The following is a 23,743-nucleotide window of genomic DNA, read 5'->3' as shown; positions in this document are numbered from 1 at the left end:
AAATACAAAACGCCCGATGCGGTGCATCGGGCGTTCTAGCGCCTGGATACTGTCAACCTATTCCAGGACTTGACACAGCCTCAGGAGGCAAAGCGCTGCGCGCTTTGTGAGAGGGCTCGAAAAGCTGCACGTGCAAGCGCAACTCGGGGGCGCGCCCGCGTTGCCAAGCCCCCCTCCCGTGCGCCATCCGGTTTCCAAAAACCAGCGGCTTATCCCGGCCTTTCGTCATTTCCGACTCAAGCAACGAAGCAAAATCGGGGGGCGCGAATGTCGCGATGCCCGGCGAACTCAGCGGACACGCGACAATCACATGGCCTCTTCACCGATTCAGCAGCCGAACGGCCCGTCGAGAATCGAGACCGGCCCGCCGCCGACCTCAGGCGCCGTTCCAGCGTTTCGCGGCAATCGCGACACGCTCGCCCAGCACTTCCGCCGTCTTGCGATCGCTCTCCAGGATCGCATCGCCGCCCTCGTCTGCATTTGCCTGCGCCATCGCACCGAGGAACGACCCGAGCCGATTCAGATCGTTGACTGAACCCGCACTGCTGTTGTTGCCGGGCATCAGACCGAGGCTGACCCACAGCATCTGATGCTGGGCGGCGAAGACCGCCAGTTGTTGCAACGTCGACAGTTTGTCGCCGCTTTGCGAAGCCGACACCGTGAAACCGGCCGCCAGCTTGTCACGCCACTTGCCCCAATGTTTCGACGATGCGTCCATGAAGCCCTTGAACTGAGCGGACGCACTGCCCATGTAGGTCGGCGAGCCAAAGATGATCGCCTTCGCATCGCGCTCCAGGTACTCCCAGTGTTCGTCGATCGCGTCGACGGGGATCAACTTGACCGACGCGCCGTCGACTTTCTCGACGCCGCGCGCAACTGCGTCGGCAATTACGGCTGCGTGGCCGTAGCCGCTATGAAAAACCACTGCGATTTCTGACATGACGAACTCCTCGGCGCGGATCGTTCCGCAATAAACGTTACCGCGATAGTAACAGAAAAGATCAAAATACAACCGACTTCGCCCACATGCGTCGCACGCGCCATTGCATGCCGACATCTACGTGCACACGGCCCGCCAGGCGAGCGGACAATCGCTGCGATCGCATCCCATAACCGCAGGACAGCGCGCACGACAGGATGCCATCGACAACAATTTCCCTGGCGACACACGTAAGTGTGCACTCGGGAAATTCGCTCGATCCTTTCCGGCAATGATTCCCTCACACCCGCATCGACCGGCCACGTCATTCAGACACGACAAACCAGGCGCGCCCTTTTTTATACCCATCCAAACGATCGTACACAAATCTGTTGACACGCCCTTCGGGCACGCTATAATTGCGGTCTTTCGCGATGCAGCAAAGCGAAACGTGCCCAGGTGGCGGAATTGGTAGACGCACTAGGTTCAGGTCCTAGCGGTGGCAACATCGTGGAGGTTCGAGTCCTCTCCTGGGCACCATCTGTTTTTGAAAAGGTCGGCTTTATGCCGGCCTTTTTTCATTTCCGGCTCCGGAATCACTGCGGGTGCCCTTGCGGATACACCGCAGCCGCAGCGCGACTCGCACCAGGCCGCCAATCCGAACCGAGTGCCGGGCGGGTTCCACGCCGGCCCTCCTGCACGCGGATCGCCTCACTTCGGTGATTCGCTCCGCTCTTGCCTCCCCCCGCCGCCTCCATCGTCGCCCCAGAACGAAACCGGGATTTCCCTAGGCTGACACGCCGCCGCTCACGCGGTTAAATAAATCAACGTGATTTATTTAATGCGTCGCAACCGACGCGCCCATGGAAGGAGACGCCATGAGAAGCCCGCACATCGGCCAGGGAAGCAACTCGGCCAACGTGCGCCGTTACAACGAGCGCCTGCTGTTGAAGACGCTGCGCCGTGCGGGTAGCGCGTCGAAGGCCGACCTCGCCCGTCTCGCGAACATGACGGGCACGGCGGTCGGCAGCATCATCGCGTCGCTCGCCGATGCAAAGCTGATCGCATTCGCCGGCCGCACCGAAGGCCAGCGCGGCCAGCCGGCCTCGCTGATCCGCCTCGATCCGCGTGGCGCGTTCGGCATCGGCGTCCATCTCGACCGGATGCGCATCGAGACGGCGCTCGTCAATTTCGCGGGCGACGTGCTCGGCCGCCGCTCCCATGACACGTTGCTCCCCCCGCCGGCCGACGTGCTCGAAATCGTGCGGCACGACATCGATGCGATGCAGGATCTGCTCCCCTCGCATGAGCGCGCGCGCCTGACGGGCGTCGGCGTCGCGCAGCCGTATAACCTCGGCGCATGGATGCGCGAGCTCGGCCTCGCGCCCGACACGTTCCGCGCATGGGAAGACGTCGACTTCGCGAGCGACCTCGGGCGCACGCTGTCGCTGCCCGTGTTCGGCGAAAACGACGGCAACGCGGCCGCGATCGCCGAACTGTTCTACGGGTACGGCCGGCAGTGCGACGACTTCGTGTACCTGTTCATCGGTCCCGCGATCGGCGGCGGCATCGCGATCGACGGCGACTGCCTGCGCGGCGTGACCGGCAATGCCGGCGACATCGCCGTGATTCCTGTGCCGCCGAGCCGGCTGGCCTCCGCGCCGCCGCCTCGCGGCCCGTGGGACATCCTCCTCGCCCGCGCATCGCTGCACGCGCTCGTACGCCACCTGCGCCATCACGGCGAGACGGTCGAGAACCGCGCCGACCTCGAGGCCTGCATCGCGCGCGGCCTGCCGGCGGTGGACGAATGGATCGACGACTGCGTCGATGCACTCGCCCCGGCATTGCGCGCGGTGCTGTGCGTCGTCGATGCGCCGGTGGTCGTGCTCGATGCCGATACCGACGCCGGCCTGCTCGATGCGCTGATGACCCGCCTGCGCGCGGCGCTCGTCGCCACCGCGCCGGAAGCGCGCGGCACGCCGACGCTCGTGCGCGGCACGTTCGGCGCCGACGCCGGTGCGATCGGCGCCGCGACGCTGCCGATGTTCTTCAACTTCTCCCCGCGGGCCGGCATCCTCAAGGGCGCCCGCACCGAATCGCAGGAGGTCAACCATGTCGCATTCTGAGTCGCCCCGGCCGCTGCTCGAGATGCGCCGGATCAGCAAGACGTTCCCGGCCGTGCGCGCGCTCGACAACGTCAGCCTGACCGTCTATCCGGGCGAGATCCACGCCCTGATGGGCGAGAACGGCGCGGGCAAATCGACGCTGATGAAGATCCTGTCGGGTGCGTACCGCGCCGACGCCGGCGGCGAAATCCTGATCGACGGCGAGCGCATCGACGTCGACGGCCCGCTCGCCGCGCGCGATGCGGGCGTCGCGGTGATCTACCAGGAGCTGTGCCTCGCGCCGAACCTGACCGTGGCGGAAAACATCTACGTCGGCCGCGAACTGCGGCGCGGCAACCGGCGCTGGGGCACCATCGACCGCGCGGCGATGGCGCGCGGCTGCCAGGACGTGCTCACGCGTCTCGGCGCCCCGTTCGGGCCCGACACGCTCGTCGGCACGCTGTCGATCGCCGAGCAGCAACTCGTCGAGATCGCGCGCGCCGTGCACACCCGCGCCCGCATCCTCGTGATGGACGAACCGACGACACCGCTGTCATCGCGCGAGACCGAGCACCTGTTCGGCCTGATCCGCCAACTGCGCGAGGAAGGTCTCGCAATCATCTACATCAGCCACCGGATGGCCGAGATCTACGAGCTGTCCGACCGCGTGTCGGTGCTGCGCGACGGATCGTACGTCGGCACGCTCGAGCGCGAATCGCTGTCGGCCGAACGGCTCGTCGCGATGATGGTGGGGCGCGACATCTCCGGCTTCTACAAGAAGGAACATGCGCCGTACGACCCCGGCCATCTGCTGCTGTCGGTACGCGACATTGCCGACGGCGACCGCGTGCGCGGCTGCAGCCTCGACCTGCATGCGGGCGAGGTGCTCGGCATCGCCGGGCTCGTCGGCGCGGGCCGCACCGAGCTCGCGCGGCTGATCTTCGGCGCGGAACCCCGCACGCGCGGCGACGTGAAGCTGGGCGATCGTACGTTCGGCGCACATTCGCCACGCGACGCGATCGACGCGGGCCTCGTCTACCTGACGGAAGACCGCAAGCGCCAGGGCCTGTTCCTGGACATGAGCGTGCGCGACAACATCAACATCTCCGTGTGCAACCGCGACGCGCGGCTCGGCGCGCTCGATCTCGCACGCGGCGCCGAACGCGCGCGCGACGCGATCGCCTCGCTGTCGATCCGCGTGCCGAACGCGAACGTAAACGTCGGCGCGCTGTCGGGCGGCAACCAGCAGAAAGTGCTGCTGTCGCGCCTGCTCGAGACGAAGCCGCGCGTGCTGATTCTCGACGAACCGACCCGCGGCGTCGACATCGGCGCGAAATCCGAGATCTACCGGATCATCAACGAACTGGCCCGTGCGGGCGTCGGCGTGATCGTGATCTCGAGCGAGCTGCCGGAAATCATCGGCGTCGCCGATCGCGTGCTCGTGATGCGCGAAGGCGAGATCGCCGGCCAACTCGGCGGCCACATGCACACACCCATTACGCAGGAAGCGATCATCGCGCTCGCCACCGGCTCGCAGGCCGAACTCGCCGACGCGCACTGACCACGGCCCCTTCATCTCCCTCTTACGTCCAGGTACCGACATGATCAACCCGACCAAGCAGCGGAACCTCGCTTCCGCGACGGCCCATCCGGTGGCCAACCGTACGCCCCTGATGCGCGGCGCCGATCATCGCGCGCGCATGCAATCGCTGATGCGCACCGCCGGCATGCTGCCGGTGCTGCTGGTTCTGTGCATCGGCTTCGGATTCCTGACCGACGGCTTCTTCACGCTGCAGAACCTGTCGATCGTCACGCAGCAGGCCTCGATCAACATCGTGCTCGCCGCCGGCATGACCTTCGTGATCCTGACGGGCGGTATCGACCTGTCGGTCGGCTCGGTGCTCGCCGCATCGGCCGTCGCCGCGCTGCTCGCGTCGACCATTCCCGGCTGGGGCTGGCTCGGCGTGCCGATCGCGCTCGCCGTCGGCCTCGTGTTCGGCGCGATAAACGGCGGCCTGATCTCGTTCCTGCGTCTGCCGCCGTTCATCGTCACGCTCGGCGCGATGACGGCCGTGCGCGGCGTCGCCCGCCTGATCGGCAACGATACGACCGTCTTCAACCCGCAACTGCCGTTCGCGTTCATCGGCAACGGCACGATCCTCGGCGTGCCGTGGCTCGTCGTGATCGCGTGCGCGGTGATCGCGCTGTCCTGGTTCATCCTGCGCCGCACGGTGCTCGGGATGCGGATCTATTCGGTCGGCGGCAACCCGGAAGCCGCACGCCTGTCGGGCATCAACGTGCGGGCGATCCAGCTGTTCGTGTATGCCGCGTCGGGTCTGCTCGCGGGCCTCGGCGCGGTGATGTCGGCCGCGCGGCTTTATGCCGCCAACGGCCTGCAGCTCGGCCAGTCGTACGAACTCGATGCGATTGCCGCGGTGATCCTCGGCGGCACGAGCTTCGTCGGCGGCGTCGGCTCGATCGTCGGCACGCTGATCGGTGCGCTGATCATCGCGGTGCTGACCAACGGTCTCGTGCTGCTCGGCGTGTCCGACATCTGGCAATACATCATCAAGGGGCTCGTGATCATCGGCGCCGTCGCGCTCGACCGCTATCGCCAGCGCGATTCGGCCCGCACCTGACACGCATTCCTCACCGCGCATTTCTCACCATTCAACCATCAGGGCGCAGGCAGGTCCTCCTGCGCCCGTCCGCCAACGGACCTTCCGGAGACACAACGACATGTTCAAGCACAAAGCCGCCCTGACCGCCGTCGCCTGCGCGCTCGCCTTCGGCGCCGCCACCGCCCACGCAGCCGACAAGCCGCTGAAATCGATCGGCGTCACGGTCGGGTCGCTCGGCAACCCTTATTTCGTCACGATCGTGAAAGGTGCCGAAGCACGCGCCAAACAGCTCAACCCGAACGCGAAGGTCACCGCGGTTTCTGCCGACTACGACCTGAACAAGCAATTCACGCAGATCGACAACTTCATCTCCGCGCACGTCGACATCATCCTGCTCAACGCGACTGATCCGAAGGCGATCGAGCCGGCGGTGAAGAAGGCGCAGGCGGCCGGCATCACGGTCGTCGCGGTCGACGTCGCGGCTGCCGGCGCGAACGCGACCGTGCAGACCAACAACGTGAAAGCCGGAGAGCTGGCGTGCGACTACCTTGCGAAGAAACTCGGCGGCAAGGGGAACGTGATCATCGAGAACGGCCCGCAGGTATCGGCCGTGATCGATCGCGTGAACGGCTGCAAGGCCGTGCTCGCGAAAAACCCGGGCATCAAGCTGCTGTCGAGCGACCAGGACGGCAAAGGCTCGCGCGAAGGCGGGATGAACGCGATGCAGGGCTACCTGACGCGCTTTCCGAAGCTCGACGGCGTGTTCACGATCAACGACCCGCAGGCGATCGGCAGCGATCTCGCGGCGAAGCAGCTGAATCGCCCGAACATCGTGATCACGTCGGTCGACGGCGCGCCGGACATCGAGGTGGCGCTGAAGTCCAACACGCTCGTGCAGGCGTCGTCGAGCCAGGACCCATGGGCGATGGCGCAGCAGGCCGTCAACGTCGGCTACGGGATCATGAACGGCCAGAAGCCGGCCAACCCGATGATCCTGATCGAGCCGATGCTCGTCACGCGCGACAACGTGAAGGGCTACAAGGGCTGGAGCAGCCCGCGCTGATCGCGCGACACCAACCGCGATCCCCGGCGGTGCCGGGCCGCCTCGCCGCGCGCGGCGCCCGGCCCTGCCCGTCCCCTCGCCTCAACCTGGTCGTGTCGAAACAGCCGCCCGACTATTTCTTCATCGGCGACAACAGAGCCGATCTCGCGTTCGATCCGGCCGACTTGCCCGACGGCGCGCTCGACGCGGCCGAGATCGTGCACGTCGGCTCGCTCGGCGTCGTGCGCGAGCCGCTTGCGTCGCGCCTGATCGAAGTCGTGCAGGCGGCACGCGCCGCCGGCAGGCGAATCTCGTTCGATCCGAACTATCGCGCACCGATGGCCGCGCCGTCGTATCGCGACACACTGCGCTGGCTGGCAAGTCTCGCCGACTGGATCAAGGTCTCCGACGAAGATCTGCGCGGCCTGTTCCCCGAACTCGACGAAGCCGCCGCGCTCGCGCAATTGCGCGCGTGGGCGCCCGATGCGAGCCTGCTCGTCACGCGCGGCGCGGCCGGCATGCAGCTCCTGCATCGCGATACTGCACTGTTCCAGCCGGCGTTCGCGACCGAGGTCGCCGATACCGTTGGCTGCGGCGACGCCAGCATCGGTGGCTGGCTCGCCAGCCAGCTCGTGCACCCCGGCGCATCGGCCGCCGATCATCTACGCTACGCGGCAGCCTGCGCGGCAGTCGCCTGTGCGCATGCGGGCGCGTACGCGCCCACGGCTGCCGAGGTAGCAGAGGTCATCGCGAATCCGGCGACCGCCGAATCGGCCGACGCCGCGCTATCGCACTAGGCAGCACCTGAACGCGCTGGACGGCGCGTTCGCCTCGCATCGTCACGCATCGCCCTGCGCGCCCGTCCCACCATTGCCGCCATTGCCGCGCGCCTGCAGCAATTGCAGGCTCTCGTCGACACTCAGTTCGGACATCGCGTCGTCGCGCAGCGTCTCGTCGGCCGCGCGGCGCAGCGCATGCAGCGCGTGCTCCTTGAGCCGCACGATCGCGAACTGCAGCCCGCGGGCCGCGCATTCGGCCGCGAACGTGCGCAACGACTCGATCGTCGTCCCGTCCACGTCCGGCGTTTCCTCGAGACTCAGCAGCACGGTACGCGCATCGGGCGCGGCCTTCATCAGCACACGCACGCGATTGAGCATCCGGTCCGCGTTCGCGAAGAATAGCTGCGCCTCGGGCCGCACGATCAGCACTCCGGGTACCGGCTTCGCATCGGCGTGATTCGCGACGTCGACGAAGTCGTGCCCGTCGCGCAGCCGGCCGAGCACGCTCACGTTCGGCTCCGACAACTTGCGCAGCGTCAGCAGCAGGTTCACGCCGATGGCCGCGAGCAGTCCGTGCAGCACGCCGAGCACGAGCACCGCGAGCAGCGCGGCGATCACGACGAGCCGGTCGCGATGCCAGACCCAGTACGGCCGGAACACCGACGGATGCAGCGAGTGGCTGACCGCGAAGATCACGATCGCCGCGAGCACGGGCTCCGGCGTGCGCGCAAGCTGCGGCAGCAGCAGCCACACGATCAGCGCGACCACGCCGGCCGCCCACAATCCCGCGAAACGCGACCGCGCACCGGCCGCCTCGTTCGCGGCCGTCGCCGAATAGCCGGCGCCGACCGGCATCCCGTGCAGCAGCCCCGACACGAGGTTTGCGCAGCCGAGCGCGACGAGGTCGCGGTTCGCCGACACGCTGTCACCGTGCTTCAGCGCGAAGTTGCGAATCGATCCGTACGACTCCGCATACAGGATCAGCATCAGCGCGAAAGCAAGTTCGACCGTCTGCATCCATGCATTGCGGTCGAGATGCGGCAGCCCGAATTCGATGTGGCGGAAATCGATGTGTCCGACGATCGCGATCCCGTATTGCTGCCAGTCGACCATATACCCGGCCGCGATCGACAGCACGATCACGACCAGTGTCGCGGGCACGCGCGAGCGCCGGCCGAGCACGAACAGCAACGCGAGCGCGGTCGTGCCGAGCGCGACGCTCGCGAGGTTCGCGTGCGATGCGCCGGTGACGAGCTCGAGCGCGGCATGCGGCGCGTCACCGTGCTGCACGGAGATCGCGAGAATCTTCGGCAGTTGCTTGATGACGATCGTCAGCGCCAGGCCGAACGTGAAACCGCGCAGGACCGGACGCGCGACGAAATCCGACATGCCGCCCAGTCGCGCGGCGCCCGCCAGGATGAACAGCACGCCCGTCATCGTGACGAGCGCGGCCGCCAGCGCGAGCTGCGCGGCAAGCGCCATCCCGGACTCGGCCAGCACGGTCGCGGCGAGCACGGCCGCCGACGACGACGTCGACGACACGATCGCAAAGCGACTGCTGCCGGTCAGCGCATAGACGACGAGACCCGACAGCAGTGCGATGAGGCCGGCTTGCGGCGGCAGGTTGGCGAGACCCGCGTACGCGACCGCCTCGGGAATCAGCATCCCGGCGATCGACAGGCCGGCCAGCGCATCGAGACCGATGCGCTGCGTGGCCGACGGCGTTGCCGCATCGAGTGCAGCGAAATGCCCGGGATGCTGCGGGCCGGCATCCGGATGGGGGGGGACGGTCGTCATGTAGTGGCAGGCGCCGGGCGCGTATCAGGGTTTGACGGCGATCACACCCGACCAGCCGGGCAGATAGCGGGCGTCTTGCTCATGCGCACGGCGCAGCGAGAGGTCGAGCGCCTTCGAGAAATTCTTGCGGATCTGGTCGAGCGTCACGTGCTGGCGCAGGTAGTCGGCCCACAGGAATTCGCTGAACGGCGTCGCATCCTTCGCATAGCCGCCGGCCGTGCGCAGCTCGCCCGCAAGGCTCCGGTACGGATCGTCCTCAAGCCCCGTCAGTGCCTTCGGCAGATGTGCGTATTCGCGACGCGAACCATCGGCACCAAACGGATGCACCCACTGGTTGTGTTCCATCATCCGCCAGAAGATCGTGTTGTCGAGCCACGACAGATCCTTCAGCAGCATCGCGTTCACACGCGTCTCCCCTTCCTCGATCAGCGCGAGGCCGAGGTGGTGATGGTCGGTGATGTAGTGCAGCCCGTCCGGGCCGAGGACGGCCGGAAACCAGTGCGACTCGATCGCGGCCTTGCGTGCGCGCTTGTCGAGCGTCTTCCAGTGCTTGCGCTTCGCTTTCACTTCGCGATAGCCGACCGTCATTTGCGTCGGACGCAGTGCGTCGAGCCGGACGGGAATGAGATGAACGTCGTTGCCCAGTGCCATGGTCGTACCCCATGTTACGAATTTCCGGCAACGATACTCCGGATCTTGCGAGCCGTTAATACGTCGCGGCCTCGATACGCATGCGCTTGACTATCTCTGACAACGGAACGCAACACTATGCACGCAGGTCGTCGCGCTCGAGACGATGACGAACGTAGGGAATTCCGTCATGAACGACGCTCACGCGCCGCATCCCGAGCTTGCGTGCGACGTTCAGCGAACCCATGTTCGCCTCGGCAATGTCGGCGATCACGCGCGGCAGCCGCACGGTGTCGAACGCATGACGCGCGACGGCCGTGGCGGCCTCGCATGCGATGCCGCGCCCCCACGCCGCGCGCACGAGCCGCCAGCCGATCTCGACGTCGCGCGCGCCGCCCGCATAGTCGGGAATCAACAGGATCCATCCGATGAAGGCGTCGGGCGCGGCTTTCTCGAAGATCGACCAGTAGCCGAGGCCGGGCGGATACGCGCGTGTGATCCGGTGCGTGACGAAGCGGCGATGTTCGTCCGGGTCGTGCCACGGGCCCGAGATGTAGCGCGTGACCTCCGGATCGCGATCCATCTCGATGCTCGCGTCGAGATCTGCCAGCACGCGCGGGCGCAGCCACAGCCGCCCGGTCTCCAGGACGGGCAATGCGGCAACGGAGGGGTGGGTCATCGGGACTCCTGATTCGGTGGCGATGCGCATCGCGCACATTACATAAGTGATACAAAAAGCCTTCCGGCATGATACAGGCGCCTGTCGCCTGTCTCGTGCACGTTCATTTCGGTTTTCTCAACAGCCCATTTCATAGGGATTATTCCCGATTCGCGGTTATCGCACCCCACATCGTACGGTGCCGCGGCCTACACTCGATAGATGCCCCCGCACCGCGCGCAAGCCGGGCCGGCATCCGCCTGCGGATCGCGAGCGCGCAAGCCAACGAGGAGACCACGGACATGAGCTGGACCCGCGAACAACGCAACGTCACGATCGCCGCCTACCTGGGCTGGACACTCGACGCGTTCGATTTTTTCCTGATGGTCTTCGTGCTGAAGGACATCGCCACCGAATTCGCGTCGACGATCCCCGCCGTCGCATTTGCGCTGACGCTCACGCTCGCGATGCGCCCGATCGGCGCGCTGATCTTCGGCCGGCTCGCCGACCGCTTCGGCCGCCGTCCGACGCTGATGGTCAACATCGCGTGCTATTCGCTGCTCGAACTCGCGTCGGGCTTCGCGCCGAGCCTCGCCGCGCTGCTGGCGCTGCGCGCGCTGTTCGGCATCGCGATGGGCGGTGAATGGGGCGTCGGCTCCGCGCTGACGATGGAAACCGTGCCGACCCACGCGCGCGGCTTCGTGTCGGGCTTGCTGCAGGCTGGCTATCCGAGCGGCTACCTGCTCGCGTCTGTCGTGTTCGGCCTCTTCTACCAGTACATCGGCTGGCGCGGCATGTTCATGGTCGGCGTGCTGCCCGCGCTGCTCGTGCTGTATGTGCGCACGCACGTGCCCGAATCGCCGGCCTGGAAGCAGATGGAAAAACGTGCGCGGCCGAGTCTCGTAACCACGATCCAGCAGAACTGGAAACTCACGATCTACGCGATCGTGCTGATGACCGCGTTCAACTTCTTCTCGCACGGCACGCAGGACCTCTACCCCACCTTCCTGCGCGAACAGCATCACTTCGATCCGCATACCGTGTCGTGGATCACGATCGTGCTGAACATCGGCGCGATCGTCGGCGGCCTGTCGTTCGGCGCGATCTCGGAGAAGATCGGCCGCCGTCGCGCGATCTTCATCGCCGTGCTGATCGCGCTGCCGATTCTGCCGCTGTGGGCGTTCTCGAGCGGCCCGGTCGCGCTCGCCGCCGGCGCGTTCCTGATGCAGATCTCGGTACAGGGCGCGTGGGGCGTGATACCGGTTCACCTGAACGAGATCTCGCCCGACGAGATTCGCGCGACCTTCCCCGGTGTCGTCTACCAGCTCGGCAACCTGCTCGCGTCCGGCAACGCGACGATGCAGGCGTCGCTCGCGGTTTCCCAGGGCAACAACTACGGTTTCGCCCTGGCGCTCGTGGCCGGCATCGTAGCCGTCGTGATCGCCGTGCTGATCCTGTTCAGCCGCGAACGACGCGGTATCGACATGACGCAATCGGTCAATACGCGTACCACCGTCGGGTGAGCCTGCATATTGCCGCATCGCACCATCACGCGTGCCCCGTCCCGCCGGGGCCACGCGACATACTTTCCGCATCTGCACATCGAACTAGAGGAATTTGTCCAGATTCCTCGCTTGCCCGTGCCGCCCGCGTTTTTTTATCTTAATAAAAACGGCTGTTTGAATCAGATAATCAAATCACCTGTTCGCGGCCGGGCGACCGGCATTGGGAGGCGGGACATGGCAGTCAGTCAGGAGGGGCGACCGTCGGCGGGACGGCCGTCCGGGACGCGGTCATCCGGCAATCGGCAGACCGGCGGGACGAAGGCGCGCATTCTCGATGCGGCCGAGGACCTGTTCATCGAGCACGGCTTCGAAGCGATGTCGATGCGGCAGATCACGTCGCGCGCGGCGGTGAACCTCGCCGCGGTCAACTACCACTTCGGCAGCAAGGAAGCGCTGATCCACGCGATGCTGTCGCGTCGGCTCGACCAGCTCAACCAGGAGCGCCTCGGCATCCTCGACCGCTTCGATGCGCAGCTCGGTGCGCATATCACCTGCGAACACGTGCTCGGCGCGATGTTCATTCCCGCGCTGAAGGCGTCGCGCGACCCCGACCGCGGCGGCCCCGCATTCCTGCGGCTGATCGGCCGCGCGTACACCGACCCGTCGCCGTTCGTGCGCAACTTCCTGACCGCGCACTACGCGAGCGTCGCCGGCCGCTTCTTCGACGCGTTCCAGCGCGCGCTGCCGCATCTGCCGCGCACGGAGCTCGGCTGGCGGCTGCATTTCGCGATCGGTGCGCTGTCCGGCGCGCTGGCAGGCGCCGAAACCGAAAGCCTGATCGACGAATTCTCGCAAGGCCGCACGATGAACGACGTGCAGATGATCGCGCGGCTGTCGTCGCTGATCGTCGCCGCACTGAAGGCGCCGATGCCCGACTGCGCGCAGTTGTCGATCTTCGCGGCCGTGCTCGACGATGCGGGTGCGAGCGAGGCGTTCGGGCTGTCCTCGAGCGCGTCGGCTGCCGATCCGGCGACGGTGCATTCGGCGAGCTGATCGCGCCGAGCCGCTCAGGCGGCGATTCACGATTTTGGCGGCCCGGACCGGCGTTGATGCGCTGGCCCGGGCCGAACGAATGTCATGCGGCGGGAGCCGACGCTGGCTTGCGCTCGTCGACAAGAAGGCATGGCGAGAACATCGCGCAGAAGCGTCAACTCTCGCCGACCGCAAAGCATGGGGTGAGAGTAGGCGCTGAAGCGTCGACTCTCGCCGAACGTAAAGCATGGGGTGAGCGTAAGCGCCGAAGCGCCAACTCTCACCGACCGCAAAGCATGGGGTGAGAGTAGGCGCTGAAGCGCCAACTCTCACCGACAACGGAGACACATCATGTCATCATCCGCAGCAACCGCAGCGGCCCAGCTCCCGCCGAACACCGATGGCATCTGGTACGCGTCGTATCCGCCCGGCGTGCCGCACGAGATCGACGTCACGCAATACGCATCGCTCGTGCAATTCTTCGACGAATGCACGACACGCTTCGCCGAGCGGGTCGCCTACGTGAGCGCAGGCGCATCGATGACCTACCGCACGCTCGCGCAGAAAGTCGAGGCGTTCGCGTCGTATCTGCAAAGCACCGGCGTGAAACCGGGCGACCGCGTCGCGATCATGCTGCCGAATACGTTCCAGTACCCGGTCGCGCTGTTCGGGACGCTGAAAACCGGCGCGATCGTCGTCAACGTCAACCCGCTCTATACCGCGCGCGAACTCGCGCACCAGTTGAAGGACAGCGGCGCGCAGACGATCGTCGTGTTCGAGAACTTCGCACGCACGCTGCAGGACGCGTTGCCGGAAACCCAGGTGAAGAACATCGTCGTCACCGCGCTCGGCGACCTGCTCGCAGACGGCTTCAATGCAAAGGGGCGCCTGATCAATTTCGTGCTGAAGCACGTGAAAAAGCTCGTGCCGCCCTACACCCTGCCGCAGGCGATCCGGCTGCGCGCCGCCCTCGCGCTCGGCGCACGCGGCAAACCGCAACCGGTGAAGACGACGCGCGACGATCTCGCGTTCCTGCAATATACGGGCGGCACGACAGGCGTCGCGAAAGGCGCGATGCTCACGCACGGCAACCTGATCGCGAACCTGCTGCAGGCCAAGGCGTGGATCGCCGACCAGGTCTCGGGCGACGTCGAGACCGTGCTGACGCCGCTGCCGCTCTATCACATCTATTCGCTGACGGTAAACGCGTTCATCTTCATGGGGCTCGGCGGTCGCAACATCCTGATCGCGAACCCGCGCGACATGAAGATGGTGATGAAGATCATCCGCAACGAAACGTTCACCGGAATCACCGGGATCAACACGCTGTACAACGCGTTCCTCGACAACGAGGAATTCCGCAAGCGCGACTTCTCGAAGCTCAAGCTCGCGATGGCGGGCGGCATGGCGATGCAGCGCGCGGTCGCGGAGCGCTTTCACGAGGTCACGGGGCGGCCGGTCGTCGAAGGCTACGGGCTCACCGAATGCTCGCCGATCGTCACGATGAATCCAGTGAACCTGAACGACATGGCCGCATTCAGCGGCTCGATCGGCCTGCCCGCGCCGTCGACGCTCGTGCGCTTCCGGCGCGAGGACGGCACCTGGGCCGGCATCGGCGAGCCCGGCGAGCTGTGCGTGCACGGCCCGCAGGTGATGCGCGGCTACTGGCAGCGGCCCGACGAGACCGCGAAGGTGATCGACGCCGACGGCTGGCTCGGCACCGGCGACATTGGCGTGATGGACGAACACGGCTTCATCCGCCTCATCGACCGCAAGAAGGACATGATCCTCGTCTCGGGCTTCAACGTGTATCCGAACGAGATCGAGGAAGTGCTGGTCATGCATCCGGGCATCAGCGAAGCCGCCGCGATCGGCATCCCGGACGAAGTCCAGGGCGAACGGATCAAGGTCTTCGTCGTGCGCCGCGACCCGACGCTGACGGTCGACGACGTGCTCGCGCACTGCCGCAAGAACCTGACCGGCTACAAGATGCCGAAGTTCGTCGAGTTCCGCGACGCGCTGCCGCAGACGAATGTCGGCAAGATCCTGCGCCGAGCGCTGCGCGACGAGGAACTCGCCAAGCTCAACGCCGCGAAGCGAGGCTGAACGATCCGTCGCCCCGGGAGACGCTGTCGATGAACGAAGGAACGAAGCGCCGCACGCGGCACGCCGCCGCGGCCATTGTGTGCATGCTGTCGCTCGCGCAAGCCGGCCTGCATGCGCAGGAAACCGCCGCTGCCGCGAGCGCGGTCCAGGAGGACGCACTGCCGGCGGACCTGGCGAAGGTCACGCGCGAGCCGGTCGCGCAGCCGGCGCGCTGGCTGCGCACGGCCGCCCAGCGCGGCACGCTCGCACAACTTGACGACGCGACGCTCACGGCGCTGTTCAAGACACTCGATCCGCTCACCGTTCCGCTCTATATCCGCAATGGTCCCAACGGCTATCCGTCGTACCAGTTCACGATGGTGCGCCAGGAGCGCATCAGCGGGAAATGGTCCGACACACCCGACCGCATGCTCGTGAAGACGACCCGCGAACCGTTGCGGGTGTATGCGAAATGGCTGCCGGACGGCGCGCATGCGGGACAGGAGACGATCTACGACACGACCCGGCGCAAGGACGAGATGTACGGCCATCTCGGCGGCCTGCTGGGCAAGATTCCGCTGTGGACGGCGCTCGACGGCGCACTCGCACGCGCGCAGTCGAATCACCAGGTGAAGGATCTCGGCACCGAGTTCATCACGAACCTGTACCTGACCGAAGGGAAGAAATACCAGGAAGCCGGCGTGCAGCGGCCGACGCAGGTGGAAGCGAAGACGATCGGCGGGGTGCGCGTCGTCGCGCTCACCTATGAGACGCCGACCGGCCGCCCGCAGTTCTATGCGAAGAAGGAAACCCTCGGGCTCGACCTGCAAGCGCCGTACTTCAGGACTGTCGAATCCTATGACAACGACGGCAAGATCTTCGAACGGATCATCATCGAGAAGATCGCGCCGGCGACGCTCGACGAATCCGCGTTCGACCCGAAGAATCCGGATTACGCATTCTGATCGTCACCGGCGCCGCGCGGGTCGCGCTCAATCGTCGTCATCGTCGTGATGCTTGTGCCAATGCCTGTGATCGTGCCTGCGCCATCTCCGGTAACCGTCGTCGTCCTCGTCGCCGTAGTAGCCGTATCCGTAACCCGGATAGGCGACCACCGCCGGCTGCGGCGCCACATAGACCGGCGCCGGTTCGGCATAGACCGGTGCGACCGGCACGCCGATGCCCACCGACAGGTCGACGTGTCCCGCCATTGCACTGCCGGAAGCGAGCAACGCCACACTCCCGATCCACACCGCCAATCCCTGCTTGTTCATGTTCCCCTTCCCGGATCCGCCGGCCAGCCCGGCATGCGCGTCGAATGTAATCGCGCCGCGCACCGCCAGGTGCTACGCCGTTGCGAGAGTCGTAACGCGACGTAACGAAACGGCACTAGCCATTCGACCGAATCGCGCAAATGCACGGGAACGTCTATAGTGGGTTACGGTTCGACACAATCGCGACTGCGCACTGGTGGAACGAACAGGGTAAAATCCCGCCAAACACTTGGTGGGCGACCACGCCACACACGCACAACATATTCTCTGACGCAGGCTCCTGCCGCACCTCAATGGCCAATCCCGCAGAATCCCATCCGCAAAACGACTTCATCAATTCGGCGCGCAAGGAACGTAAGCGTGTTGAAATCTATCTCGTCAACGGCATTCGTCTGACGGGGTGTATCGAGTCGTTCGACCAGTACCTGGTGATGCTGCGCACCCCCGTGGGTCTGCAAGGCATCTACAAGCGTGCGATTTCCACGATCCAGCTCGACACCGGCGGCTCGCGCCCGGGCGGCGGCGGCCCCCGCGGCCCGCGTACCGGTGGTCGGCCGGGCGGCCGCGAAGGCGGCGGCCACAGCCCGTACGGCTCGCACGGCGGCGCCCGCGAATCGCGCGGCGACGGCGGCGGCTACGGCTCGCGCGAACCGCGTGAAGGTTATGGTTCCCGTGAACCGCGCGAAGGCTACGCCCCGCGCGAACCGCGTGACGGTTATGGCGCGCCGCGCGAGCCCCGCGAAGGCTATGGCGCCCCGCGCGAAAGCTACAGCACACCGCGCGACGCCGGCGACGCATCGGGCAACACGTCGCCGTCCGACACACGCGGCGGCAATGGGCCGGTGATCGTTACGCGCCGCCGGCGAATCGTGCCGGACGGCCAGTAAAACGAAAGGGCAAGCCAAATGGCTTGCCCTTTTTTCTGGTGGGTCGGCGCGGCATGTCGCCGCACCGGCCGTGCCGTGATCGCTCAGTGTGCCGTCGTCGGCAAGCCTGCGTCGGCCTCGCGCTGCAGCGAACGCACCTGCTGCTGCAATGCGCGCAATTGCGACTGAAGCTGCGCCTGTTGCGCCTGCAACGCCGCCGTTTCGGCGCGGACGCTCTTCTGGCGATCCGCGACCGTTGCCTGCTGCTCGCGTGCGATCGAGATGTCTGCCTGCAGACGCCGCGCCCGCTCCTGCGTGACTTCGATCTGCCGGTCCATCTGCGCCTTCTGCGATTCCAGCTTCGCCGCACGCAGTTCGTTGACGGCCAGCCGTTCCGCCTGACGCGAGAAATCGCGATAGATCGTTTCCGCCCGCGTCTCGTCGTAAGTCTTGATCACACGCCAGAACGCCTTCTGCTGGAACAGCGCGACGAAATAGGAACCGTCCTTCACGCTGAACAGCAGGCTCGCGCCGTAGCTGCCGTTATAGCTGGTGCGCATTTCCGTCAGCGAATGCGCCTGGATCTGGCGCTGAAGTTCGTCGACCGTGCTCTGCCCGGTCGTCTCGCCCGCCTGCGGCTGCACCGACGTCTGAACCTGCTGGTCGATCACCGGAATCGCCGCCACCGGTGCCGACGCCTGCTGTACCGCCGGCGATGCGTTGCCGGCCAACCCCTGCGCGAACGCGCCCTGCATGCCTCCCATCATGGCGAGCAACACACACGCCCGCCCCAACCCCGTCATATGGCTCATGAATTTCAATTCCCCGCCCGTGTCGTTGTAATTCAACGCGATTTTATCTCATTAATTACTCGCTTTCGCGGGTCTCGGGCTCTTCGTCGAATATCTGATATTTGCGCATCTTTTCCCACAGGACCTTCCGGCTGATGCCGAGCTGCTGAGCCGTATCCTGGCGCCGCCAACCGTTTGCGTCGAGGGCAGCGATCACGCGGCTGCGCTCGTTCATGTCCCACTTGCTGCGGTCGACGAAGACCTCTGCCGCACTCTCCACCGGCACCGGCTGCGCCGAATTGCGCGCATGGGCGATCAGCCGCTGCAGTCGAGCGGCATCCCAGCCGCCCGTTTGCCGCACCGTCACCCCGACCCGCTCCGCAAGGTTGCGCAGTTCGCGCACGTTGCCGGGGAAATAGCTGTCCGCTACCGCGTCCGCGAGCCAGTAAGGCAGGTCAGACAATTGCGCGAGCCGCTCGTCGCCCACCACCTCCGCGACGAATGACTTGAACAGCGCGATCTTGTCGACCGCGCCCCGTTCTTCCAGCGACGGAATGCTCAGCTCGATCACCGCGAGCCGATAGTAGAGATCCGCGCGGAACATGCCTTCCTTCACGAGTTGCGGCAGCTTCTTGTTGCTGGCCGCGACGAGACGGAAATCGACCTTGATCGGCGTCGTCGCGCCGACCCGCAGCACGGTGCCGTCCTCGAGCACGCGCAGCAGCTTGACCTGCTGGTACAACGGCAGGTCGCCGACTTCGTCGAGGAACAACGTGCCGCCCGCCGCCTGTTCGAAATAGCCTTTATGCGCAACAACCGCGCCGGTGAACGAACCTTTCGCGTGCCCGAAGAACAGCGATTCGAACAGGCCATCCGGAATCGCGCCGCAGTTGACCGGAACGAATTCGCCGTTCCGGTAGCGCGAATGCTTTTCGTGAAGCAATTGCGCGATACGTTCCTTACCGACGCCGGTTTCGCCGTGCAGCAGCACGTTGGTGTCGCAGTCGGCGAACGTATCGACCTCGCGCAGCAGCGCCTGCATCGACTCCGAGTGCGCGACGAGTTCGGAAGGTTGCAGCGTATCGGCCGCATGCGCGCGCAGCTGCGTGACGAGCTTGCCGATCATCCCGCGCAGTTCGGCGCAGGTGAAGTCGAGCGGCAGGATGTGCGAATAGTCGGGCGGATACTGCGACGCGTCGTGGTCGCGCGCCGCGCCGACCCAGACGACCGGCATGCCGATGTTGGCCTGCCAGTCGCGCAGGAATGCCGCGCCGGTTTCGATCATCGTCACGCTGATGATCGCGAGCGACGGCCGCAATGCGGCGCGCTCCGGCGAAATTTCCGCATTGTCGGCGCGGATCACTTCGACGTCGAAGCTCGCCATGCAACGGGCAACGCGGTCGACGATGTCCGCCTTGCCTTCCCAGACGTACAGGTCGAGTTCTGCGATTGCGGAAGTGGTTCTCATCGGGTGGTCTTGCTTCTCTAATTACTGACAGTTTGTGCAGCGCCGCAGGTGAGCGACATCTGATGCACCGTGGCGGCACCGAGCTGGACGCCCAGCAGATCCAGCAGCGGACCGATGATACCGTCCAGCGCGCTCAACAGCGGACTCAAAACGCCAGTCAGGATCCCTAGCAGTTTCGGAATGAAATCCGGTGTGACCGTGACGCTAATCAGGCCGAACAGTACGTCCACTTTCGGCGTGATCGTGGCCGCATTCAGACCGGCCAGCGCGTTGCTCACGGCGGAACCCAGCGCGTTCGTGTTGGTGGTCCAGTAGTAGGATGGATCGCTTCCGCCCCGTCCGTAGAACGTGTTGGTCGCCGTGTTGCCGGCCAGGTTCACCGACACGTTGGAAACGGTCGCAGAAACCTCGACGGCGCCAGCCAGCACCAGCACGTCGAGCACCTTGGCGGGTGTCGAGCAACTGTAGGTCGCCGGCAGATTGAGCAGATTGCCGCTGAGCGGCGGCTGGCCGATACAGAGATTCGCGATGCTCGGTTGTGCGCTGATCGTGGCCGAATTCGGCAAGGTCAGGCAATTGGTCGACAGCAACGTCGCGCTGCCGGCACCGAGCTGCACGTAAATCGGCAAGTACACGTTCGCGGACAACACGACCGGCAGCGGGTTCACACCGAGGTTGACGAGGAGATAGAGGCCGATCTGTGCGTTCGTCGCGACCGTGCGCCATGCGCCGGTCGCGTCTTTCCCTCCCTCTCCCACCGCGATGGTCGGCGGGCTGATGACCTGCGCCTGCAACTGCACGATCGATACGGAATTCCCGTTCGACAGTGTCAGCGGCACATTGGCGCCGATCACGACGCCCGGCTTGCCGCTCTTTGAGATCTGCGCCATCGCCATCACGAGATCGAGCACGTTCACCGTCGCGTCGGCAGCCGCCTGTGCATTCGCGAGTCCGAGCGTGAGCAGCGACGTAGCACTCTGCCCAGTCAGGCTCGCGACGTTGATGTTGGCATTGCTGAGCAGGCTCAAGTTGAGAATACTGTTCAGCGCGCCGGTTGCGCTCGACTGCAGGGTGGTACCGAGTGTGGTGGTCTTCCCGACGGCCGCCACCATCGCCTTGAGCAGTGTGCCGACAGATGCCTGCGCATTAACCAGCCCGCCCATCGTCCCGTTGCCGACCGATAGCGACTGCAGTGCGACGGCGATGTCGCCCAGCTTGACGTTCGCGCACGCAAGCCCCTGATAAGACGCGAGATCGAGCGTTAACGGCGTACCGCCCTGGCCTTGCAGAAGCGCGCCCAGCAAAGCATTCACCAGACCGGGATTGCCGGTCGGCACCCCCGAGCAACCGACTCCACCAACGGCGGCCAGCGTCGCGCCGATCGAGAACGTGTCGATGTTGGTCGCCTTCGCGGTCGACGTGGCGGTCACAGTGCGCGTCGGTCCGAAGAAGAAATACGGCATCGACTTGGAAATCGTGACCCGAACCGCATTCAGCTGTGTGAGCTTGGGAATCGACGTCTTTGACGAGTAGAAACTGCTCGACGTCCCCGTGGCTGTAGGTGCCCAATAACCACAATCGGCCGACAGCGTCGTGGTCCCGCCGACGGAAAAACCGTTCGTCGACGCGTTGTTCGTGGCCACGCTCGTCACGTTCGCACACGTGTCGTCCAGTCGCTGAACTGCGGCGAGTGCCGCGAGATCGGCGACGCGCTGCATGTCGCGACGGGCCAGGAACACGTTGCCGATATCGACCGAACCGAGAATCACCATCGCCAGCAGTATCCATACGGACGCCATGACGACGACCGCGCCGCGCTGGCGCCGCGGCAAGGCATGCCTCCGTCCGGTCACACAGTTTGATGAATGGCGAGCCGCGATCATTGCCGCCTCGCTCAATACGATTGCATGGAATGCTGTCCGCCGGACCCGCCGCTGCCATTCGTATTGACCGGCGACCCCATCGACTCCGGAATCTTATGCTTGAACGAATCGAGATAGCGCTGATAGCTGAGCGATGCGGTATCGCCCAGCATTGGCAATGCCGGCCCGGCCTCGCGATTGTCCCGTTGCAGCGCGAGCAGCGCATCGGTCGAATGGCCGACTTCCGCCGCTGACGGCATCGATTCCTCGCATAGTGCTGCCGTCGCGCCCCCCATCAGCACAACCAGTGCGACGCTGCGATGCAGCCACACAAGGCGGCACTTGAAACGTTTGTCGTTCGTCATGTCACTTCCCCCGAATACTTTGTCATTGTGCGAATCGCTGCAACAGCGGCGCGGTGGGATCGAATCCCTGAATGTTTTCGACTGGCGACGGCCGCCGTGAAACATCGGCGCTCGACACGTTGACCACGCTGCCCGAGCCGACCGGCGTCGCGACCGAGGTCGGTGACGGTGTCGCGTGGCGCCACGCACGCGCTGCCGCAGTGATTTTCATCGCGTCGCCGCGAATGTCGTTACGAATGTCGGCCGACAGCTTCTGCTGTGCCATGAGCCGTTGTGCATCGTGCGTACGGCCGGACGCGAGCAAGTACAGCACCAGATTGCTGATGATCTTCGGATTGTTCTGATCGAGTTCGGCCGCCTTCATCAGCGGGATACGTGCCCCGTCGATATCACCGCCGCGCAATTTTGCGTAGGCGAGATCCGATAGCGTCGCAGCATCAGTCGGCGCCAGCACCGTCGCCTGCGACAATGCCTGCGCAGCGCGCGGGAAATCGCCCGCCGCACCGGCGATCAGCCCAAGCCCCCGATACCCGCGCGCCGCCAGCGGCGTGTTGAGCAGTTGCGTGTAGACAGCCGTGCTCGCGGCCGGCTGATCGGTCATGCGCAACGCGTCGGCTCGCAGAAGGATGGTTTGTGGTGACGCACCGTACTGCTTCTCGTACGCATCGATATGCGCGAGCGACGCGTAATACAGTCCTTGCGACTGCATCCGCTCAATCAGGCCCAGATACATACCAGGTGTATCGGGCGCTGCCTGCTTCTGGGTGGCGGCGTCCATCAATGCCGCACGCTCGGCCTGCGGACCGACGCCGTAGCCGCTTTCCTTGAACGCCGAACACGCGCAGAGCAGGCTTGCCATCGCCACCATGCCGGCCAATTTCGCGACTTCATCGATGCGCTTCATCTTCCGTCCTTCCCCTTCCCTTCGTCAGTGCTGTGCCTGGCTCAGCGCGCGCAACACCGAGATCATCCCCGGGCCGGCGGTCACAATCAGCAGTGCGGGCAGAAGCGTTACGATCATCACGCCCGTCATCTTCACCGTCAACCGACCGATGCGCTCGCGCAGCATTGCGCGACGAGCCTCACGCAAGCGCTCGCCAAATTGCTTGAGCGGCTCCTGCACCGCGCCGCCGTGCTTGTCGACCTGGATCAGCAATCGCACGATGGCGCGCAGGTCCTCGTTTTCAAAGCCCGACGACAACCGTTGCAACGATTGCTCGCGTGTTCGCCCCGCCGCGAACTGTCGTTGGGCGATCTCCATTTCCGACGAGAGCACAGGCATCATGCCCTTGAAGTCGTTCGTGACGACCTGGATGCTCTGATCGAGCGACAAGCCGACCCCTTGAAGCAGGCGCAGCATGTCGACCAGCAGCGGCAACTCGTCGATGACCGATTGTCGGCGCTTCGCGGCACGGCGCCTCAAGTAGAGCTTCGGCACCATGAATCCGACGATGAACGAAATACCCATGCCGAGCCACCACTGCGTGCCGCTCACATGCGGCCCGACCATGCCAATGTATGCGAGTGGAACAATGATCGAGCACGCGATCCGCGCACTCAGCAACAAGCCGCGCGTGCGCGCATCGACGAAACCGCATTGCTCGAGCAACAGCCGATCCTCTTCGGCAACGACAAGCCGGCCGATACCGGTATCAAGCCAGCGCATCCCGAGCACCGACAGACGTGCCTGTATTTGTACGAATCGCGACGGTTGATCGGTTGTCTGCCGGGCGTCCTGGTCTTTCCGCAACGATTCATCCGCATCCTGAGCTGCCTGCCCCCTTGCGGCCGCCAGCGTGGCAAGCCGCCGCTCGAGCGCATCGGTCAGTGTCCGACCGCTGCGCGATTGTGCATTCGCACTGCGGATCGCGAGCAGCGCCAGCAACAGGATACCCACTGCGCCGAGCACCAATGCGAGCGAACCAACCTGATTGGCTGTCATGC

General features: G+C 65.3%; 20 protein-coding genes, 1 tRNA gene and 1 pseudogene. 11 read left to right on the top strand and 11 right to left on the bottom strand.

Annotated features, from left to right (window positions below; translation table 11 throughout):
• Positions 1-376: 376 nt before the first annotated feature.
• On the bottom strand, positions 377-940 hold the full coding sequence (locus BTE28158_RS27700) for a flavodoxin family protein (protein WP_059532936.1): 564 nt from the start codon (positions 938-940) through the stop codon (positions 377-379).
• Between the two features lie 432 nt (positions 941-1,372).
• On the opposite strand from BTE28158_RS27700, the gene BTE28158_RS27695 reads away from it, so the two are divergent.
• The 6 genes and pseudogenes from BTE28158_RS27695 to BTE28158_RS27670 all read left to right on the top strand — a co-directional run.
• Positions 1,373-1,459, top strand: a tRNA-Leu gene (locus tag BTE28158_RS27695).
• 338 nt (positions 1,460-1,797) lie between these two features.
• Entirely contained in the window at positions 1,798-3,045 is a 1,248-nt protein-coding gene (locus tag BTE28158_RS27690; RefSeq protein ID WP_124904632.1) for an ROK family protein, read from the top strand.
• Positions 3,032-4,585, top strand: coding sequence for a sugar ABC transporter ATP-binding protein (locus BTE28158_RS27685; RefSeq protein ID WP_151050873.1), 1,554 nt, complete (start codon positions 3,032-3,034; stop codon positions 4,583-4,585). Before BTE28158_RS27690 ends, BTE28158_RS27685 begins: the two co-directional genes overlap by 14 nt.
• A 40-nt stretch (positions 4,586-4,625) precedes the next feature.
• Positions 4,626-5,663 (top strand): ABC transporter permease subunit, encoded by a 1,038-nt coding sequence (locus BTE28158_RS27680; RefSeq protein WP_059532942.1) that lies wholly within the window; start codon positions 4,626-4,628, stop codon positions 5,661-5,663.
• A 100-nt stretch (positions 5,664-5,763) separates the two neighbouring features.
• Complete coding sequence (locus tag BTE28158_RS27675) at positions 5,764-6,708, top strand: ABC transporter substrate-binding protein (protein WP_124625723.1); 945 nt, start codon at positions 5,764-5,766, stop codon at positions 6,706-6,708.
• 71 nt (positions 6,709-6,779) lie between these two features.
• Positions 6,780-7,484: pseudogene (locus BTE28158_RS27670) on the top strand (PfkB family carbohydrate kinase); the annotation flags it as partial.
• Positions 7,485-7,526: 42 nt separating this feature from the next.
• Here BTE28158_RS27670 and BTE28158_RS27665 read toward each other — a convergent pair.
• From BTE28158_RS27665 to BTE28158_RS27655, 3 genes are all read right to left on the bottom strand, one after another.
• Positions 7,527-9,263, bottom strand: a complete 1,737-nt coding sequence (locus BTE28158_RS27665; RefSeq protein WP_151050875.1) for a SulP family inorganic anion transporter — start codon at positions 9,261-9,263, stop codon at positions 7,527-7,529.
• Positions 9,264-9,287: 24 nt separating this feature from the next.
• Positions 9,288-9,914 carry a ParB-like protein gene (locus BTE28158_RS27660; protein ID WP_124625718.1) on the bottom strand — a complete coding sequence of 209 codons (627 nt, stop codon included), beginning with the start codon at positions 9,912-9,914 and terminating at the stop codon, positions 9,288-9,290.
• Between the two features lie 115 nt (positions 9,915-10,029).
• Positions 10,030-10,572: a GNAT family N-acetyltransferase gene (locus BTE28158_RS27655; RefSeq protein ID WP_151050877.1), complete on the bottom strand. Its 543-nt coding sequence runs from the start codon at positions 10,570-10,572 to the stop codon at positions 10,030-10,032.
• 281 nt (positions 10,573-10,853) lie between these two features.
• Between BTE28158_RS27655 and BTE28158_RS27650 the strand changes: the two genes are divergently transcribed.
• The 4 genes from BTE28158_RS27650 (at position 10,854) to BTE28158_RS27635 (ending at position 16,138) form a co-directional block, all read left to right on the top strand.
• Positions 10,854-12,074, top strand: a complete 1,221-nt coding sequence (locus BTE28158_RS27650; RefSeq protein WP_151050879.1) for an MFS transporter — start codon at positions 10,854-10,856, stop codon at positions 12,072-12,074.
• Between the two features lie 216 nt (positions 12,075-12,290).
• Positions 12,291-13,109, top strand: coding sequence for a TetR/AcrR family transcriptional regulator (locus BTE28158_RS27645; RefSeq protein WP_151050881.1), 819 nt, complete (start codon positions 12,291-12,293; stop codon positions 13,107-13,109).
• A 330-nt stretch (positions 13,110-13,439) separates the two neighbouring features.
• The gene (locus BTE28158_RS27640; RefSeq protein WP_151050883.1) at positions 13,440-15,194 is read left to right on the top strand and encodes an AMP-binding protein; all 1,755 of its coding nucleotides are present in this window, start codon (positions 13,440-13,442) and stop codon (positions 15,192-15,194) included.
• A gap of 29 nt (positions 15,195-15,223) precedes the next feature.
• A complete protein-coding gene (locus BTE28158_RS27635; protein ID WP_151050884.1) occupies positions 15,224-16,138 on the top strand; it encodes a DUF1571 domain-containing protein in 915 nt (304 codons plus the stop codon).
• Between the two features lie 27 nt (positions 16,139-16,165).
• On the opposite strand, the gene BTE28158_RS27630 is transcribed toward BTE28158_RS27635, so the two are convergent.
• On the bottom strand, positions 16,166-16,447 hold the full coding sequence (locus BTE28158_RS27630) for a hypothetical protein (RefSeq protein ID WP_059608534.1): 282 nt from the start codon (positions 16,445-16,447) through the stop codon (positions 16,166-16,168).
• 293 nt (positions 16,448-16,740) lie between these two features.
• Between BTE28158_RS27630 and hfq the strand changes: the two genes are divergently transcribed.
• Positions 16,741-17,334 (top strand): RNA chaperone Hfq, encoded by a 594-nt coding sequence (gene hfq, locus BTE28158_RS27625; RefSeq protein ID WP_124625986.1) that lies wholly within the window; start codon positions 16,741-16,743, stop codon positions 17,332-17,334.
• A gap of 83 nt (positions 17,335-17,417) precedes the next feature.
• On the opposite strand, the gene BTE28158_RS27620 is transcribed toward hfq, so the two are convergent.
• The 6 genes from BTE28158_RS27620 to BTE28158_RS27595 are packed head-to-tail and all read right to left on the bottom strand — an operon-like array spanning position 17,418 to position 23,741.
• Positions 17,418-18,125: a DUF2968 domain-containing protein gene (locus BTE28158_RS27620; protein ID WP_059608536.1), complete on the bottom strand. Its 708-nt coding sequence runs from the start codon at positions 18,123-18,125 to the stop codon at positions 17,418-17,420.
• Between the two features lie 55 nt (positions 18,126-18,180).
• Positions 18,181-19,572: a sigma 54-interacting transcriptional regulator gene (locus BTE28158_RS27615; protein ID WP_124625709.1), complete on the bottom strand. Its 1,392-nt coding sequence runs from the start codon at positions 19,570-19,572 to the stop codon at positions 18,181-18,183.
• A 17-nt stretch (positions 19,573-19,589) separates the two neighbouring features.
• A complete protein-coding gene (locus tag BTE28158_RS27610) occupies positions 19,590-21,455 on the bottom strand; it encodes a TadG family pilus assembly protein (RefSeq protein WP_151048698.1) in 1,866 nt (621 codons plus the stop codon).
• Between the two features lie 11 nt (positions 21,456-21,466).
• Complete coding sequence (locus BTE28158_RS27605; protein WP_151048699.1) at positions 21,467-21,799, bottom strand: DUF3613 domain-containing protein; 333 nt, start codon at positions 21,797-21,799, stop codon at positions 21,467-21,469.
• Positions 21,800-21,821: 22 nt separating this feature from the next.
• Complete coding sequence (locus BTE28158_RS27600) at positions 21,822-22,703, bottom strand: tetratricopeptide repeat protein (protein WP_059608539.1); 882 nt, start codon at positions 22,701-22,703, stop codon at positions 21,822-21,824.
• Between the two features lie 24 nt (positions 22,704-22,727).
• Positions 22,728-23,741: a type II secretion system F family protein gene (locus BTE28158_RS27595; RefSeq protein WP_059608540.1), complete on the bottom strand. Its 1,014-nt coding sequence runs from the start codon at positions 23,739-23,741 to the stop codon at positions 22,728-22,730.
• Between the last annotated feature and the right edge of the window lie 2 nt (positions 23,742-23,743).

It is taken from the genome of Burkholderia diffusa, from assembly GCF_902499115.1.
In the GTDB taxonomy this organism is placed as follows: Bacteria; Pseudomonadota; Gammaproteobacteria; order Burkholderiales; family Burkholderiaceae; genus Burkholderia; species Burkholderia diffusa.
This window is presented reverse-complemented; position numbering and strand designations above follow the sequence as displayed.

Bases quoted from the DNA above. Each gene is read 5' to 3' on its own strand.
- BTE28158_RS27700 (WP_059532936.1), bottom strand. From the start codon at position 940: ATGTCAGAAATCGCAGTGGTTTTTCATAGCGGCTACGGCCACGCAGCC.
- BTE28158_RS27690 (WP_124904632.1), top strand. From the start codon at position 1,798: ATGAGAAGCCCGCACATCGGCCAGGGAAGCAACTCGGCCAACGTGCGC.
- BTE28158_RS27685 (WP_151050873.1), top strand. From the start codon at position 3,032: ATGTCGCATTCTGAGTCGCCCCGGCCGCTGCTCGAGATGCGCCGGATC.
- BTE28158_RS27680 (WP_059532942.1), top strand. From the start codon at position 4,626: ATGATCAACCCGACCAAGCAGCGGAACCTCGCTTCCGCGACGGCCCAT.
- BTE28158_RS27675 (WP_124625723.1), top strand. From the start codon at position 5,764: ATGTTCAAGCACAAAGCCGCCCTGACCGCCGTCGCCTGCGCGCTCGCC.
- BTE28158_RS27665 (WP_151050875.1), bottom strand. From the start codon at position 9,263: ATGACGACCGTCCCCCCCCATCCGGATGCCGGCCCGCAGCATCCCGGG.
- BTE28158_RS27660 (WP_124625718.1), bottom strand. From the start codon at position 9,914: ATGGCACTGGGCAACGACGTTCATCTCATTCCCGTCCGGCTCGACGCA.
- BTE28158_RS27655 (WP_151050877.1), bottom strand. From the start codon at position 10,572: ATGACCCACCCCTCCGTTGCCGCATTGCCCGTCCTGGAGACCGGGCGG.
- BTE28158_RS27650 (WP_151050879.1), top strand. From the start codon at position 10,854: ATGAGCTGGACCCGCGAACAACGCAACGTCACGATCGCCGCCTACCTG.
- BTE28158_RS27645 (WP_151050881.1), top strand. From the start codon at position 12,291: ATGGCAGTCAGTCAGGAGGGGCGACCGTCGGCGGGACGGCCGTCCGGG.
- BTE28158_RS27640 (WP_151050883.1), top strand. From the start codon at position 13,440: ATGTCATCATCCGCAGCAACCGCAGCGGCCCAGCTCCCGCCGAACACC.
- BTE28158_RS27635 (WP_151050884.1), top strand. From the start codon at position 15,224: ATGAACGAAGGAACGAAGCGCCGCACGCGGCACGCCGCCGCGGCCATT.
- BTE28158_RS27630 (WP_059608534.1), bottom strand. From the start codon at position 16,447: ATGAACAAGCAGGGATTGGCGGTGTGGATCGGGAGTGTGGCGTTGCTC.
- hfq (WP_124625986.1), top strand. From the start codon at position 16,741: ATGGCCAATCCCGCAGAATCCCATCCGCAAAACGACTTCATCAATTCG.
- BTE28158_RS27620 (WP_059608536.1), bottom strand. From the start codon at position 18,125: ATGAGCCATATGACGGGGTTGGGGCGGGCGTGTGTGTTGCTCGCCATG.
- BTE28158_RS27615 (WP_124625709.1), bottom strand. From the start codon at position 19,572: ATGAGAACCACTTCCGCAATCGCAGAACTCGACCTGTACGTCTGGGAA.
- BTE28158_RS27610 (WP_151048698.1), bottom strand. From the start codon at position 21,455: ATGATCGCGGCTCGCCATTCATCAAACTGTGTGACCGGACGGAGGCAT.
- BTE28158_RS27605 (WP_151048699.1), bottom strand. From the start codon at position 21,799: ATGACGAACGACAAACGTTTCAAGTGCCGCCTTGTGTGGCTGCATCGC.
- BTE28158_RS27600 (WP_059608539.1), bottom strand. From the start codon at position 22,703: ATGAAGCGCATCGATGAAGTCGCGAAATTGGCCGGCATGGTGGCGATG.
- BTE28158_RS27595 (WP_059608540.1), bottom strand. From the start codon at position 23,741: ATGACAGCCAATCAGGTTGGTTCGCTCGCATTGGTGCTCGGCGCAGTG.